Genomic DNA, 15,443 nt, shown 5'->3' with positions numbered 1-15,443 from the left:
TACATTCAGCAAGGATCAAAGTTGATCCCGCGTAATCCCGCTACGAATCCGCAGGATATCCGCAAGCACTGCCAAAGCGATTTCCGACGGTGTCTTGCTGCCAAGGTTAAGACCGATCGGCGCATGAATCCGCGCCAGTTCGCCCTCACCCAAGCCACCAATCCGCCGCAACCGCTCGAAGCGCTTCTGTGACGTCTGCAGCGAACCCATCACGCCGATGTAGAACGCCTCAGTGCGAACAGCCTCCATCATCGCCAGATCGTCGATACGCGGATCGTGGGTCAACGCCACCACCGCCGTATCACGGTGACAGCCGCCATCAGCAATGAACACCGACGGCAGTTGCCGGCGAATCTCGACGCCATTGAGCACCACGCCCTCCAGCACTTCATCACGCGGGTCGCAGAGAATCACTTCAAAGCCGAGACCGACCGCGAACTCCGCACAGGCCTGCGCCACACTGGAATACCCGGCCAGCAGCAAACGCTGGGCGGCACCAATGCGGATCCGCACGCGATCGATTTCACGCTCGATCCGTGCACCCTGTTCACGATCCGCAAACAGGCTGCGCGCACCCGTGGTCAGATCGACCTCGCGAATCAACCGGCGCTGTCCCAGCAACGCCGATTCGAGTTCACGCAGGTGCGCCTGCACATCGCAGTCGGCGTCAAATTTCTCTACCAGCACATCGAGAATGCCGCCACAGGGCAGGCTGACCCGCGAACGCGGATCGTCACCTTCGCCATAACGCACGACGTTGATTGCATCGAGAAACGCACCCTCAGCGACGCGTTCGAGAAAATCCTCCTCGACGCAACCACCGGACAGCGACCCGATCCACTGCCCCTCATCGTTCACCGCCAACAGCGAACCCGGCGCACGAGGCGCCGAGCCGTAGGTCGTCAGCACGGTGCAAAGCCAGATGCACTGCCCCGCCGTCGACCATTCCAGCGCCCGACGCACAACCTGCAGATCGAGATGCTGCATGATCAGTGCGCCTTGTGCTCGATGGACGGGACGTCAGCCTGCAGCTTCTGCACATCGCCCACCGCCAGTTCAGCAGATTGACCGCCCCAACCCTGACGCAGGTAGTTCAGCAGATCGGTCAGTTGTTCGGCACTGAGCTTGTCGGCAAAACCCGGCATCGGCTGCATGTGTTCGAATCCGGCGAATTTCTGTTCGCCGATACCGTCCTCGATCACTCGAACCAGATTGCGCGGATCTTCCAGGCGCAGCGTGGTATTGCCGCGCATGGCCACCGCAATGTGCGGTTTGCCTTCGCCACCGGCCGCGTGACAGCCGGCGCAGACGTTCAAGTATTCCTGACGGCCGCGCTGGGCACTGGCACTGAGTTTCTCCACTGGCACGTCGGTCAGTTCTTTCGCCGCCGGCGGCTTGTCGCCCAGCAGGAAAGTCGCCATCGCTGCCAGATCCGGATCATTCAGGCCCTGAGTGCTGTTGTGGAACACCGGAAACATCTCGTTGAACATCGTGCCTTGGGCGCTCATGCCGTGCTTGAGGAACGTGCTCAGGTCCTGATGATTCCAGCCGCGGGCCGCCAGATCAGTGGCCAGCAGGCTCGGCGCCAGATAGCCGTTGAGGATGCCGCCGGTCAGGCGCTTGTCCAGTTGCATCGCGCCCGGCAAGCCGCGTGGCGTATGGCATTCTCCGCAGTGACCCAGCACTTCGACCATGTACTGGCCGCGCTTCCAGGCGTCGCTTTTGCCTTCGGCCGGCTCCAGCTTCAAGGCTTTGCCGTACATCATGTTCCAGCCGATCAGACCCGGACGCACGTTGAACGGAAAGCTCAGGCTCGTCACCGGCGCGGCGCGCTCGATCGGCTCGATGGTTTTCAGATACGCATGAATCGCATCCGAATCCGCACGCGGCATCAAGTGATACGAGGTGTATGGCATCGCCGGGTACAGGTTGGCGCCATCACGACGCTTGCCTTCGGTGAGCGCAGCGAAGAAGTCGTCATCGCTGTAAAGGCCGATGCCGTGCTCTTTGCTCGGGGTGATGTTGGTGCCGTAGATCGTGCCGAACGGCGACACGATCGGCAGGCCACCGGCAAACGGTGCGCCGCCCGGTGCCGTGTGGCAAGCCATGCAGTCGGCGGCGCGGGCGAGGTATTCGCCGCGCTTGACCTGATCATCCGCGTGAGCCGCCAGAACAGGCACGGCAAACCCGACCGCCAGGGTCAGGCGGGTCAATAAACGCTTCATGCTTAACCCTCCTTGACCAGGCCGAGATCGGTCAGCACGTTGCGGGTGGCGTTGTAGTAACGCACGTACCCGGTGCAACGGCAGATGTGATGGCCGAGGCTGTCCTCGATGACTTGTTCCAGTTTGCTTTTGACGATCGGCTGGCGTTGCAGCTTTTCCACCAGCACGGTCGCGGCATTGACGAAGCCCGGTGCGCAGTAGCTGCACTGGAAGGCGAACTCGTCGACGAAACGCTGCTGGATCGGGTTCAGCTCGGTGACCTGGCCTTGCTCGTCGCGTTTGGCGTGGCCTTCGATGGTGCGGACTTTCTTGCCCTCGAAGTAATGCGCGCCGGTGATGCAGGTGCGCACTTCTTCGCTGGTGCCGTCAGGGTTGTCGACGATCACCACGCAGGCGTGGCAGATACCCTGGCCGCAGCCCAGACGCGAGCCGGTGAGGTTCTTGTATTCGTGCAGGTAATCAATCATCGGCAGGTCATCAGGGATGTCCACCGGGCCGACGGATTGACCGTTGAGGGTCAGTTGAAGCGGACGGTTAGCCATTGAGGGCCTCCTTGATGCGCGCAGCAGTGATTGGAAGATCGCGGACACGTTTGCCGATAGCGTGGGCCACGGCGTTGCCGATGGCGCCAACCACCGGGATCATCACCACTTCGGCGATGCCTTTGGACGGATCGCTAGGCGACAGCGGTGGCAGGATTTCCGACGTCTGCTTCCACACCGCCACATGGCGCGCCATCGGCAGGCGATAACGGTTGAAGTTCCAGTCACCCTCCCCCGGCCCGCCTTCGTACAGCGGCATCTCTTCCATCAAGGCGTGACCGATACCCATGGCGATCCCGCCTTCGAGCTGGCCACGAACCAGTTCTTCGACCAGCACCCGACCGCATTCCAACCACGAGTGATGGTTGAGCACTTCGACTTCTGCCGAACCTTTGTTGACCTTCAACTCGACCAGCGTCGCCACCGGGCTGTAGTAGGTCACGGCGGCGTTGTTCAGCTGAACCACCGGATAGGCGATATTTTGCCGATCCAGCAAGTGGAAACCGTCGCTGGTCATCTGCGCTTTCTTGGCTTTCGGAGCGCCGTCACCGTATTTCACGGCCAGACCGTCCAGCGGCAGACGCTCGCGCACGCCGTCGATGCTGTATTCGGCTTCTGCCCAGCTCCAGCGGTTGAAGCCGTGAACCGTGGCCGCCGTGACCAGACCACGCTCGTGAGCACGCTTGGCCAGTTCTTCGAAACTCAGCGGCTGCATGCCGTTGGCAGTCAGTTTGCCGTCGACCCAATGCGCATCTTCGCGACGCACGACGTAAGGGTTGGCCTGGCCACCGTATGGGCCCTGACGCCAGATCTCCAGCGCTGCCGGCCACAGACCGTGATTGAACAGCACGCGCGCCGCTTCACGGGTGGCGTGGCTGAAGTAGTAGGCGGAGTTGGTTGCCGACGAGGCCGACGCCAGCTTGCCGACCCAGCGCGGGTTGCGCAGGAAGTTGTCCTGCTCGGCCTGGCTCATGATGTAAGGATTGCCGGCGGTCACCAGCTGCATTTCCTTCCATTCGGTTTCACCGGTCTTCACGTCGTGCGCCGGGCTGCCGAGGAAGTCAGCGACTACCAGGGCTTGCGAAGTGGACATGCCGGTGCCGATCTCGATGCCGATGTGACGCAGAGAAATGCGCCCTTCAGCGGTGAATTCGATGCTGGCCATCGGCGCTTCGGAGCCGGTGCCGAAGTCTTTCTGGCAAATGGCAAAGCCCACGCCGTACCAGTTGTCCGGATCCGCCGCTTCACGCTGTTTCTTGATCGCGTCGCGGTTCTTCCAGACTTCGTGCAGCGAAGCCTTGTCGAGAATCTCGTGCAGGCGCAGTGCACCGGCCGGGATCGCGCCCTGAGTGTTTTTCATCCCCGAACGCAGCGCGTTTTTGCGGCGCAGATCGATGGCATCGACACCGAGGCGGTCGGCGATTTCATCGACCATCATTTCGGTGGAAGCCATGCTCTGCAGCGTGCCGTAGCCACGCATCGAACCGGCTTCAACGCCACGGGAGTGGTAAGCGGTAACTTGCAAGTCGTTCTGCGGCATGTAGTAGATCGACTGAGCTGCCGTTGCACCAACCGCAGCCACCGACGGGCTGTAGTTGATCCGACCGCCGCCATCGACGCTCATTTCGGCTCGGAAAATCTTGAAGCTGTGATCGGTCTTGTCCACTGCCAATTGGTAGCGGATGTCGAACGGGTGACGCTTGATGCCGCTCTGGAACTGCTCGTAGCGGTCGTTGGCCAGGCGAATCGGCACACCTGCGCCGTACAACGCCGCCAGGGCTGCGTAGTAGACGAAAATGTTGTGGTCCTTGGAACCGTAACCGACGGTGTAGCCCGGGTGCATGTTCAGGTTGGCCAGACCGAAGCGCGACGGCGAGATCATCTTCGCGGTCTCGGTGGCGGCTTCCAGCGGACACTGGGTGGCGACGACGAAATGCAGGGTCTTGGTGGCCGGGTCGTACCAGCCGTTGCCGTTGTCCGGCTCCATCGCGGCAGGTTCGATCGACGGGGTCTTGTAGCGCTCGTCGAACACCAGCCAGTTGTCCGGCGGAGTGTCGATCTCTTTCTTCATGCGGTCGGCGTAGAACAGGCCACGCTCGGTCAGGTTGCCGTGCAGGTTCGGCTGGGAATTCCACACCGGGCGACGGTTTTTCAGCATCGGGAACAGGATCGAGTCCTTGAGGCTGGCGAACTCGTCTTCATCCGCCGATGTCGGGCCACCGACGCGCACGTAGCGGAAACTGCCATAGGGATCGCCTTCGTAGAACGGCACTTTTGCACCGTAACGAATCGCTTTGTCATTGAATTTGAGTTTGTTCTTGGCCTGGCGGAAACGCTCGAAATCGTTCCAGATCAGGATCGCCACCGGGTGACCGATGAACATCGGCACCTTGCCTTCCGGCAGCAATGGATCCGGCGCGTGCTCTTCCGGGAATACGATGCCGTCCTTGTCCAGGTCGGCCGCAGTGACAATGCGGTCAGGCTGCAGATCGGCGCCGAGCCACGACAGGTCATAGCCGTCGTAGATGCGGTCGGCCTTGATGGTTTTCAGCAACATGGCATGGCCTTGCTGCTGGGGCCAGCCCGGCATGTCCTTGGAACGGATGTCGCGGGCAAACACTTTGCTGCCGCAGACCTTGGACAAGGCATCGTTACGCTGGCGCGCCTTGCCGTTATTGCCGAGCCACTGCTCGGACGGCACGGTCACGCTGTTTTCCATCAAGGCAGCCAGCGCCTGACTGCTGAGCGGCGTGAGCGTAACGCTCACACCCGCCACCAGCCCGCCCTGAAGGAACGAGCGCCGGGATATTTCACGGTTGGACATGGATCATCCTCTGGGCGGTTATGGATCCGCCCTTCTGGTTATCTACTGGGAATCTCGAGTCTTGCAGAAGCCCTTTTTGGCTAAACAAAGGGCGTGATGACAGTGCAAAGCTGACCGAAAGGTTAACTTTAAAGGTTTCTGCGCTCGCAGCAAACAACCAGTTACAAAAATCTGACTAAAGAATCAAAAATCAATGTGGCATTGCATCGCAGCGACCCGATGACGCAGAGGATATTGCCGCGCGGACTACTCGCATTCGTCGCGAGACAAGAGAGGAGGAATTTGGGAAAGGTCAAATTTCAGACACAAAAAACCCCGGCCTTTCGACCAGGGTCTTTGCTATCGACTCCGAATCAACCAACGGTTGCTTTCGGTGTTTCAAGGCGTTCAGTGGTCCTTGAAACAGATATGGCGCAGCGGACGGGACTCGAACCCGCGACCCCCGGCGTGACAGGCCGGTATTCTAACCGACTGAACTACCGCTGCGTATCGCTTTGAGCTGATGCTCAAGTAACTCGTTTGACTGAAAGCTTCGGTGCTTTTCAATCGCGAACCAGACAGTGTCTGACTCGTTGAATATGGCGCAGCGGACGGGACTCGAACCCGCGACCCCCGGCGTGACAGGCCGGTATTCTAACCGACTGAACTACCGCTGCGCGTCGGTGGAGGCACTTTCAGCCTACCTCTTGCTTTCGCAAGTCTCTCGGGGAGTGGTGGGTGATGACGGGATCGAACCGCCGACATTCTGCTTGTAAGGCAGACGCTCTCCCAGCTGAGCTAATCACCCGTTTGCATCTCCGAGGCCGCGAAATTTACGCAGGTAGCGAACCTAAGTCAATAGCAGGATTGAAGTTTTTCTCAAAAAGACAAAAACATGTCATTCCGAGTAGATCATCTTCTTGGTCATACCGCCGTCGACCACGAATTCCTGCCCCGTCACAAACCCGGCATTCTTCGACAGCAGCCACGCCACCATCGCTGCCACATCCTCGACCGTCCCTACCCTGCCCGCCGGATGCTGGGCATGATCGGTATCGGTCAGCGGTTCGGCGCGCCGTGTAGAAGGATCCCGCGCGTCGATCCAGCCTGGACTGACCGCATTGACACGAATCTCCGGCCCGAGGCTGATTGCCAACGCATGAGTCAACGCCAGCAAACCGCCCTTGCTCGCTGCATAGGCTTCGGTATCGGGTTCTGACTGCGCCGCACGGGTCGAGGCCAGATTGACGATCGCCCCGTTGTGCGCCCGCAGATACGGCGCACAGTGCTTGGCCAGCAACATCGGCCCGCTGAGATTCACCGCCAGCACCCGGTTCCAGTAGGCCAGATCCAGGCTTTCCAGAGTGATGTTGTGCGGATCGGCCACCGCCGCGTTACACACCAACGCATCCAGACGACCGAACTGCCCCAGCACTTCCGCGACGCCGAGCGCCACCTGGCTTTCATCCGCCACGTCCATGGCGATGAACCAGGCATTTTCACCCAGCACTTTCGCCACTTTGGAACCACGCGCCCGATCCAGATCAGTCAGCACCACCTGCCAGCCTTCGCTGATCAGCCACGCTGCGATCCCCAGACCAATGCCGCGAGCGGCACCCGTGACCAGCGCAACGCGGCCATGGGTGCCCGTATTTGGCGTGGACAACTCGATCACAACGCCGCCAGACCGCGCGCCAGGTCGGCTTGCAGGTCAGCGACGTCTTCCAGACCGACCGCGATGCGGATCAGGCTGTCACGAATCCCCGCCGCTTCACGCTCCTGCGGCGCCAGACGGCCGTGGGACGTGGTGCTCGGGTGAGTGATGGTGGTTTTGCTGTCACCCAGGTTGGCAGTGATCGAAATCAAACGGGTCGCGTCGATAAAGCGCCAGGCGCCCTCTTTGCCACCCTTGACCTCGAAGCTGACGACCGCGCCAAAGCCCTTCTGCTGACGCTGGGCCAACTCATGCTGCGGATGGCTCTTGAGACCGGCGTAATGCACTTTCTCGATGCCATCCTGCTGCTCCAGCCACTCAGCCAACTGCTGGGCGTTGGCACAGTGCGCCTTCATCCGCAGATTCAGGGTTTCCAGACCCTTCAGGAAGATCCAGGCGTTGAACGGGCTCAGGGTCGGCCCGGCAGTCCGCAGGAAGCCGACGATTTCTTTCATCTGCTCGCCACGACCGGCCACCACGCCACCCATGCAACGGCCCTGGCCATCGATGAACTTGGTGGCCGAGTGCACAACGATGTCTGCACCGAGCTTCAGCGGCTGCTGCAACGCAGGCGTGCAGAAGCAGTTGTCGACCACCAGCATCGCACCCTTGGCGTGTGCGATTTCCGACAGCGCGGTGATGTCCACCAGTTCAGCCAGCGGATTGGACGGCGACTCGACGAACAGCAACTTGGTGTTGGACTTGATCGCCGCATCCCAGGCCGACAGATCCGCCAGCGGCACGTAGTCGACCTCCACGCCGAAGCGCTTGAAGTACTTCTCGAACAGACTGATGGTCGAACCGAACACGCTGCGCGACACCAGCACATGATCGCCGGCGCTGCACAGACTCATCACCACCGCCATGATCGCGGCCATGCCGGTCGCAGTGGCTACGGCTTGCTCGGCGCCTTCCAGCGCAGCAATGCGCTCTTCGAACGAGCGAACGGTCGGGTTGGTGTAACGCGAGTAAACGTTGCCCGGCACTTCCCCGGCAAACCGTGCAGCGGCGTCGGCGGCTGTACGGAACACGTAGCTGGAAGTGAAGAACATCGGATCACCGTGCTCGCCTTCCGGCGTACGGTGCTGACCGGCACGTACGGCCAGGGTATCGAACGCTACGCCTTCGAGGTCGCTGTCCAGCCGACCGGCATCCCATTCCTGACTCATGCTGTCACTCCTTGCCCTGTTCTCGATAAATAAAAGTCTTTTGCCAGATACAAAACCGGCCCCTAAGGGCCGGTTGAAACTCAGTTGTTGTACAGATCGATGATCGCACTGACCGCCTGGGTCTTGACCTTCGAGGCATCGTTGCGTGCCTGTTCGATCTTGTTCAGGTAAGCCTCGTCGACGTCGCCGGTGACGTACTTGCCGTCGAACACTGCGCAGTCGAAGTTTTCGATCTTGATCTTGCCGCCGCCGACCGCTTCGATCAAGTCAGGCAGGTCCTGATAGATCAGCCAGTCAGCGCCGATCAGGTCAGCGACATCCTGAGTCGAACGATTGTGTGCGATCAGCTCGTGAGCGCTCGGCATGTCGATGCCATACACGTTCGGGAAGCGTACAGCTGGAGCGGCCGAGCAGAAGTAGACGTTTTTCGCGCCGGCTTCGCGAGCCATCTGGATGATCTGCTTGCAGGTGGTGCCGCGAACGATCGAGTCGTCCACCAGCATCACGTTCTTGCCGCGGAACTCCAGCTCGATGGCGTTGAGCTTCTGGCGTACCGACTTCTTGCGCGCGGCCTGGCCGGGCATGATGAAGGTACGGCCGATGTAACGATTCTTGACGAAGCCTTCGCGGAATTTCACACCCAGGTGGTTCGCCAGTTCCAGTGCCGCAGTGCGGCTGGTGTCCGGAATCGGGATGACCACGTCGATGTCGTGCTCTGGACGCTCGCGCAGGATCTTTTCGGCCAGCTTCTCACCCATGCGCAGACGAGCCTTGTAGACCGAAACGCCGTCGATGATCGAATCCGGACGCGCCAGGTAGACGTGTTCGAAGATGCACGGAGTCAGGGACGGGTTGGTCGCGCACTGACGGGTGTGCAGCTTGCCGTCTTCAGTGATGTAGACCGCTTCGCCCGGCGCCAGGTCGCGAATCAGGGTGAAGCCGAGCACGTCCAGCGAAACGCTTTCGGACGCGATCATGTACTCGACGCCTTCGTCGGTGTGACGCTGGCCGAACACGATCGGGCGGATGCCGTGCGGATCACGGAAGCCGACGATGCCGTAACCGGTCACCATCGCCACGACTGCGTAGCCACCGACGCAACGGTTGTGCACGTCAGTCACGGCAGCAAACACGTCTTCCTCGGTCGGCTGCAGCTTGCCGCGCTGGGCCAGCTCATGGGCGAACACGTTGAGCAGCACTTCCGAGTCGGAACTGGTGTTGACGTGACGAAGATCGGATTCGTAGATCTCTTTGGCCAACTGTTCAACGTTGGTCAGGTTGCCGTTGTGCGCCAGGGTGATGCCGTACGGCGAGTTGACGTAGAACGGCTGGGCCTCGGCCGAGGTCGAGCTGCCGGCAGTCGGGTAACGGACGTGGCCGATACCCATGTGGCCGACCAGGCGCTGCATGTGACGCTGCTGGAACACGTCACGCACCAGGCCATTGTCCTTGCGCAAGAACAACCGGCCATCATGGCTGGTCACGATACCGGCAGCGTCCTGGCCGCGGTGCTGGAGCACGGTTAGCGCGTCATACAGCGCCTGATTGACGTTCGACTTACCGACGATACCGACGATGCCACACATGCGACGCAACCCCTACTTAATGGATCTGAACTGAACAACACTCACTGAGGCGTTTTGGCCGACGGCAAGAGTTGCTCCTTGAACGGAATATCAGCGGGTACGCTGATTCCGCTGGCAAGCCACTGACTGCTCCACCCGAGAATCAGGTTCTTGGACCAGTCGGCGACCAATAGAAACTTTGGCACGAGCTGTGATTCTTTCCACCACCCGTCCTGCTGTACCGGCCCGAGGCTCAACAGCCCGACCGCCACGACCACCAGCAACACGCCACGCGCAGCGCCGAAGGCCATGCCGAGGAATCGATCGGTCCCGGACAACCCGGTGACGCGAACCAACTCGCCGATAAGATAATTGATCATTGCGCCCACGATCAGTGTGGCGACAAACATGATGGCACAGCCCGTGATCACACGAGCCGACGGTGTTTGAATGTATCCGGCGAGGTACTCGGACAGTGAGCCACCGAACATCCAGGCAACCGCTCCTGCGATGATCCAGGTCACCAGCGATAGTGCTTCCTTGACGAAGCCGCGGCTCAAACTGATCAAAGCGGAGATGGCGATGATTGCAACGATCGCCCAGTCAACCCAGGTAAATGGCACAGTGCAGCCTACAGACGGATAAGGCGGCGCATTTTAGCAGAGCGCATGGCTGTCGGTAAGCTGCGATTGTCAGTGCATTTCAATCGAGGTGATAGTTTTCAGCCACGCTCGGGCTGGAAGCGCACCACAAACCCCTTGAGGTTCTGCTGGCGGCTCAGCAGATCGCGCAAACGATCGGCTTCGGCGCGCTCGATCAGCGGACCGACAAACACCCGATTCTTGCCATCGGCGGAGCGGATGTAAGCGTTATAACCCTGACTGCGCAGGGTTTTCTGCAGGCTTTCGGCGCTGGCGCGGCTCGACAGACTGGCCAGTTGCACCGACCAGCTTACCGATAGGCCGTTGGCATCGACGCGGCTCTGGGTGGTGTCCGGCTTGGCAGACAGTGCGGCGATCGGCTGAGCCGGGGCAGCAGCCGGCTTGGTCACGGGAGCAGGTGCCGGAGCAACCGCGACTGGCTTGGCTACCGGCGCTGGAGCCGGTGTCGGCGCAGCAGGCGCAACCGGTGCCGCTGGCGCCGTTTGCTCGGCAACTTCGTAATCGCTAGGCACCGGCTCCTGAGGCAGAACCTGTGGCTCAGGCACCGCTACCGTCTCCATCTGAATCTGCGCCACGGCAGGGGCCTTCGGAGCAGCCGGCGCATCGACGGTCACCTGACGCTGTTCGTCCTGACGGGAAAACAGCATCGGCAGGAAAATCACCGCCAGCGCCACCAGCACCAGGGCACCGACCATGCGCTGCTTGTACGCTTTATCCAGCAAAGCCATTTGCCGCTTCCTCCGTGGAGCGCCGGGCCAGCCATTCAAGGGCCTCGGCGACACAATAAAATGATCCGAACAGCAAGATCTCGTCGTCGCTGGTGGCCACTGCGCACTGCCCTTCCAGGGCGGCCGCCACGCTGTCATAAGACGTGACCGACGCACCAAGGTTCTGCAATGCAACATTCAATTCAGCCACCGGACGCGCTCGCGGTGAATCCAGTGGTGCCACCGCCCAATGCTGGACGCTGGCATTCAACTCACCGACCACCCCATCCAGATCCTTGTCCGCCAACAGGCCGAACACCGCCAGGCGCTTGCCGACCGGCGGGCGAGCCGCCAGACGCCGGGCCAGATACTCCGCCGCGTGCGGGTTATGACCGACATCCAGCAACAGGTTCAGGCGCTTTCCATTCCATTCGAACGAGCGACGATCCAGACGACCGACCACGCGAGTTGCCTGCAAGGCCGCAACAATCTGTTGAGCATCCCAAGGCAGACCGAGCAACAGATAAGCCTGCAACGCCAACGCAGCGTTTTCCATCGGTAGATCGAGCAGCGGCAAATCCCGCAGCTCGACAACCTGACCGTCAGCACCGGTGCCGCGCCACTGCCAGAATTGATCAGTGATGCCGAGATCGAAATCACGCCCTCGCAGGAAGAACGGGCAAGCAAGCTCGCGCGCCTTGTCCAGCAAAGGTTGTGGAGGATTCAGATCGCCGCACAGCGCTGGTTTGCCCTGACGGAAAATCCCGGCCTTCTCGAAGGCCACGGATTCGCGAGTGTTGCCCAGATAATCGGCATGATCGACACCAATGCTGGTGACCAGCGCGATGTCGGCATCGACCACGTTGACCGTGTCCAGACGCCCGCCCAGACCGACTTCAAGCACCACTGCATCGAGCCCGGCCTGTTGAAACAGCCAGAACGCCGCCAGGGTGCCCATTTCGAAGTAAGTCAGGGAAGTCTCACCACGCCCGGCCTCGACGGCCGCGAAGGCTTCGCACAGCTGTGCATCAGTGGCTTCGACGCCATTGAGCTGCACCCGCTCGTTGTAACGCAGCAGGTGCGGGGAATTGTAGACACCAACGCTCAGGCCCTGCGCCCGCAGCAGCGAAGCCACGAAAGCGCAGGTCGAACCCTTGCCGTTGGTGCCGGTGACCGTAATCACCCGAGGCGCCGGCTGGCCCAGCCCCATGCGGGACGCTACCTGTTGCGAACGCTCCAGCCCCATGTCGATGGCCGAGGGATGCAACTGCTCGAGGTAGGCGAGCCACTCGCCAAGGGTGCGCTCGGTCATACGTTGGCAGGCACCGGCGGAACGACGATCGGCTCGATCGGCGCGGCAACGAAGGTCGGCGTCGGCTGGCCGGTCAGTTGCGCCAGCAGGTTGCCCAGACGTGGACGCAGCTCGCGGCGGTCGATGATCAGGTCGATTGCGCCGTGTTCCAGCAGGAACTCGCTGCGCTGGAAGCCTTCCGGCAGTTTTTCACGAACGGTCTGCTCGATCACGCGCGGACCGGCGAAGCCGATCAGGGCTTTCGGCTCGCCGACGATCACGTCGCCCAGCATCGCCAGACTGGCGGAAACGCCGCCGTAGACCGGGTCGGTCAGTACGGAGATGAACGGAATGCCTTCTTCACGCAGACGTGCCAGCACAGCCGAGGTTTTGGCCATCTGCATCAGCGAGATCAGGGCTTCCTGCATCCGCGCGCCACCGGAGGCGGAGAAGCAGACCATCGGGCAACGGTTTTCCAGGGCGTAGTTGGCGGCGCGCACGAAGCGCTCACCGACGATGGCGCCCATGGAGCCGCCCATGAAGCTGAATTCGAACGCCGAAACCACGACAGGCATGCCCAGCAGGGTGCCGCTCATGGAAACCAGTGCGTCTTTCTCGCCGGTCTGCTTCTGGGCAGCCACCAGACGATCCTTGTACTTCTTGCCGTCGCGGAATTTCAGACGGTCAACCGGCTCCAGGTCGGCGCCCAGTTCAACACGACCTTCGGCATCCAGGAAGATGTCGATGCGTGCACGTGCGCCAATACGCATGTGGTGGTTGCATTTAGGGCAAACGTCCAGGGTCTTTTCCAGCTCCGGACGATACAGCACGGCCTCGCAGGACGGGCATTTGTGCCACAGACCTTCAGGCACCGAGCTCTTCTTGACCTCCGAACGCATGATCGAAGGGATCAGCTTGTCTACCAACCAGTTGCTCATGCTTTCTTTCTCCAGTACCGGCGGCCCGAACGCTCTGGTTCGCGGCCCCGCGTATGCCCTTCAGCTAAATTCATGTGTGGCGATGATCGATGGACTGCCGGGTCAGCGGAACTGACCTGCGTACAACCCGAAAAGACCCTCAGCCTCTTTTCTACAGAGCTGTGGACGGCGGCAGTCTGCCAGCCGTCACATCAACGTACGGCGTTGATGAACGCCCGAATCTTTGCGTGATCCTTGATGCCCTTGCTCGCCTCTACCCCGCCACTGACGTCCACGGCGTACGGCCGCACCCTTGCAACAGCATCGGCGACGTTCTCCGGTGTCAGGCCACCAGCCAGAATCAGCGGCTTGCTCAAGCCTTGCGGAATCAATGACCAGTCGAACGCCTCGCCGGTTCCGCCAGGCACGCCTTCGACGTAGGTATCGAGCAGTACGCCGCTGGCGCTCGGGTAGGCATCGCAGGCGGCGGCGATGTCATCGCCCGCCTTGACCCGCAGGGCCTTGATATATGGCCGGTGCCAGCCTTCGCACTCGGCAGCGGTTTCATCGCCGTGAAATTGCAGCAGATCCAGCGGCACGGCATCGAGGATTTCCCCGAGCTCGCAACGGCTGGCATTGACGAACAGTCCCACCGTGGTCACGAACGGCGGCAACGCGGCGATGATCGCCCGCGCCTGCTGCACCGTAACCGCACGTGGACTTTTAGCGTAGAACACGAACCCGATGGCATCGGCCCCGGCCTCGACGGCTGCCAACGCATCTTCTATGCGGGTAATCCCGCAAATCTTGCTGCGAACGGCCGACATGTCGATAAAAACCTCAAGGCAAATCCGGGAAAGTCCCGGATGGTAACAAATGCATTCGAGGGCGTCAGCCGTCAAGTTCCGAGAAACCCGTAAGGAAATGTGGCCCGATGAAACGCTCGGGCAACGGGAACTCGTCGTGGTACTCGACCTGCACCAGATACAGCCCGAACGGATGCGCCGTGACCCCGCCGGAGCGCCGCTCGCGGCTTTCCAGCACTTCTTTCATCCACTCCGGCGGCCGCTCGCCGGCACCGATCGTCATCAGCACCCCGGCGATATTGCGCACCATGTGATGCAGGAAGGCATTGGCGCGGATGTCCAGCACGATCATTTTGCCGTGACGGGTCACACGCAGATGATGCATCTGTTTGATCGGAGACTTGGCCTGACACTGACCGGCACGGAACGCACTGAAATCATGGGTACCTATGAGGTACTGCGCGGCTTCAGCCATGCGCTCCACGTCCAGCGGACGATGATTCCAGGTGATTTCTTCATTGAGATGCGCCGGACGGATCTGATCGTTGTAGATCACGTAGCGATAGCGCCGGGCAATGGCCTTGAACCGCGCATGAAAGTGCGCAGGCATGACCTTCGCCCAACTGACACTGATGTCGTGGGGCAGATTGATGTTGGCGCCCATGACCCAGGCTTTCAGTGAGCGGTCGACCTGGGTGTCGAAATGCACGACCTGCCCACAGGCATGCACACCGGCGTCGGTGCGCCCGGCGCATTGCAGCGAGATCGGCGAATTGGCGACCTTCGACAAGGCTTTTTCCAGGGTTTCCTGCACGGTGAGCACACCCGTGGACTGGCGCTGCCAGCCGCTGTAGCGCGAACCCTTGTACTCAACGCCCAGGGCGACGCGAAAAAAGCCTTCGGGGGCCATTTCGGCGGCCGGGTTATCTATGTTTGCCAAGTCGGTACAGCCTGCTGATCTACAAAGGCGGGCATTATAAGGCGGCGCACCGGGGATACCAGACCCAAACAAAAACGGCAGCCTCGATGGGCTGCCGTTTTG

13 protein-coding genes and 3 tRNA genes are annotated in these 15,443 nt (G+C 61.0%); all 16 read right to left on the bottom strand.

Features of this window, described 5'->3' with window-relative positions; all coding sequences use genetic code 11:
• Nucleotides 1-15 precede the first annotated feature (15 nt).
• The 16 genes from M5B44_RS08295 to truA all read right to left on the bottom strand — a co-directional run bounded on the left by M5B44_RS08295 (nt 16) and on the right by truA (nt 15,311).
• Entirely contained in the window at nt 16-987 is a 972-nt protein-coding gene (locus tag M5B44_RS08295) for an XdhC family protein (protein WP_248738796.1), read from the bottom strand.
• 2 nt (nt 988-989) lie between these two features.
• Nucleotides 990-2,225 carry a c-type cytochrome gene (locus tag M5B44_RS08290; protein ID WP_248738795.1) on the bottom strand — a complete coding sequence of 412 codons (1,236 nt, stop codon included), beginning with the start codon at nt 2,223-2,225 and terminating at the stop codon, nt 990-992.
• 2 nt (nt 2,226-2,227) lie between these two features.
• Nucleotides 2,228-2,767, bottom strand: a complete 540-nt coding sequence (locus M5B44_RS08285; protein WP_039771584.1) for a (2Fe-2S)-binding protein — start codon at nt 2,765-2,767, stop codon at nt 2,228-2,230.
• Entirely contained in the window at nt 2,760-5,591 is a 2,832-nt protein-coding gene (locus M5B44_RS08280) for a xanthine dehydrogenase family protein molybdopterin-binding subunit (RefSeq protein WP_119427449.1), read from the bottom strand. The genes M5B44_RS08285 and M5B44_RS08280 overlap by 8 nt, the downstream gene beginning before the upstream one ends.
• A gap of 409 nt (nt 5,592-6,000) precedes the next feature.
• Nucleotides 6,001-6,077: transfer RNA gene (locus M5B44_RS08275), tRNA-Asp, on the bottom strand.
• 93 nt (nt 6,078-6,170) lie between these two features.
• Nucleotides 6,171-6,247, bottom strand: a tRNA-Asp gene (locus M5B44_RS08270).
• Nucleotides 6,248-6,302: 55 nt separating this feature from the next.
• Nucleotides 6,303-6,378 (bottom strand) — tRNA-Val (locus M5B44_RS08265).
• A 90-nt stretch (nt 6,379-6,468) separates the two neighbouring features.
• Nucleotides 6,469-7,245 (bottom strand): SDR family oxidoreductase, encoded by a 777-nt coding sequence (locus tag M5B44_RS08260; protein WP_134826080.1) that lies wholly within the window; start codon nt 7,243-7,245, stop codon nt 6,469-6,471.
• On the bottom strand, nt 7,242-8,453 hold the full coding sequence (locus tag M5B44_RS08255) for an O-succinylhomoserine sulfhydrylase (protein WP_085712007.1): 1,212 nt from the start codon (nt 8,451-8,453) through the stop codon (nt 7,242-7,244). The genes M5B44_RS08260 and M5B44_RS08255 overlap by 4 nt, the downstream gene beginning before the upstream one ends.
• A gap of 80 nt (nt 8,454-8,533) precedes the next feature.
• Nucleotides 8,534-10,039 (bottom strand): amidophosphoribosyltransferase, encoded by a 1,506-nt coding sequence (purF, locus tag M5B44_RS08250; protein WP_007956466.1) that lies wholly within the window; start codon nt 10,037-10,039, stop codon nt 8,534-8,536.
• 41 nt (nt 10,040-10,080) lie between these two features.
• Complete coding sequence (locus tag M5B44_RS08245) at nt 10,081-10,641, bottom strand: CvpA family protein (protein ID WP_007956464.1); 561 nt, start codon at nt 10,639-10,641, stop codon at nt 10,081-10,083.
• 98 nt (nt 10,642-10,739) lie between these two features.
• The gene (locus M5B44_RS08240) at nt 10,740-11,408 is read right to left on the bottom strand and encodes an SPOR domain-containing protein (protein ID WP_248738794.1); all 669 of its coding nucleotides are present in this window, start codon (nt 11,406-11,408) and stop codon (nt 10,740-10,742) included.
• Complete coding sequence (gene folC / locus M5B44_RS08235; protein WP_248738793.1) at nt 11,392-12,699, bottom strand: bifunctional tetrahydrofolate synthase/dihydrofolate synthase; 1,308 nt, start codon at nt 12,697-12,699, stop codon at nt 11,392-11,394. Before folC ends, M5B44_RS08240 begins: the two co-directional genes overlap by 17 nt.
• Nucleotides 12,696-13,616 (bottom strand): acetyl-CoA carboxylase, carboxyltransferase subunit beta, encoded by a 921-nt coding sequence (accD, locus tag M5B44_RS08230; protein ID WP_248738792.1) that lies wholly within the window; start codon nt 13,614-13,616, stop codon nt 12,696-12,698. The genes folC and accD overlap by 4 nt, the downstream gene beginning before the upstream one ends.
• A gap of 191 nt (nt 13,617-13,807) precedes the next feature.
• Entirely contained in the window at nt 13,808-14,422 is a 615-nt protein-coding gene (locus tag M5B44_RS08225; RefSeq protein WP_039771595.1) for a phosphoribosylanthranilate isomerase, read from the bottom strand.
• Between the two features lie 64 nt (nt 14,423-14,486).
• Nucleotides 14,487-15,311, bottom strand: coding sequence for a tRNA pseudouridine(38-40) synthase TruA (truA, locus tag M5B44_RS08220; protein WP_085712002.1), 825 nt, complete (start codon nt 15,309-15,311; stop codon nt 14,487-14,489).
• Nucleotides 15,312-15,443 lie beyond the last annotated feature (132 nt).

Source organism: Pseudomonas sp. MWU12-2029 (assembly GCF_023242425.1).
Lineage (GTDB): Bacteria > Pseudomonadota > Gammaproteobacteria > Pseudomonadales > Pseudomonadaceae > Aquipseudomonas > Aquipseudomonas kribbensis.
The sequence above is the reverse complement of the archived record's forward strand: the minus strand, read 5'-3'. Positions and strand labels throughout refer to the sequence as shown.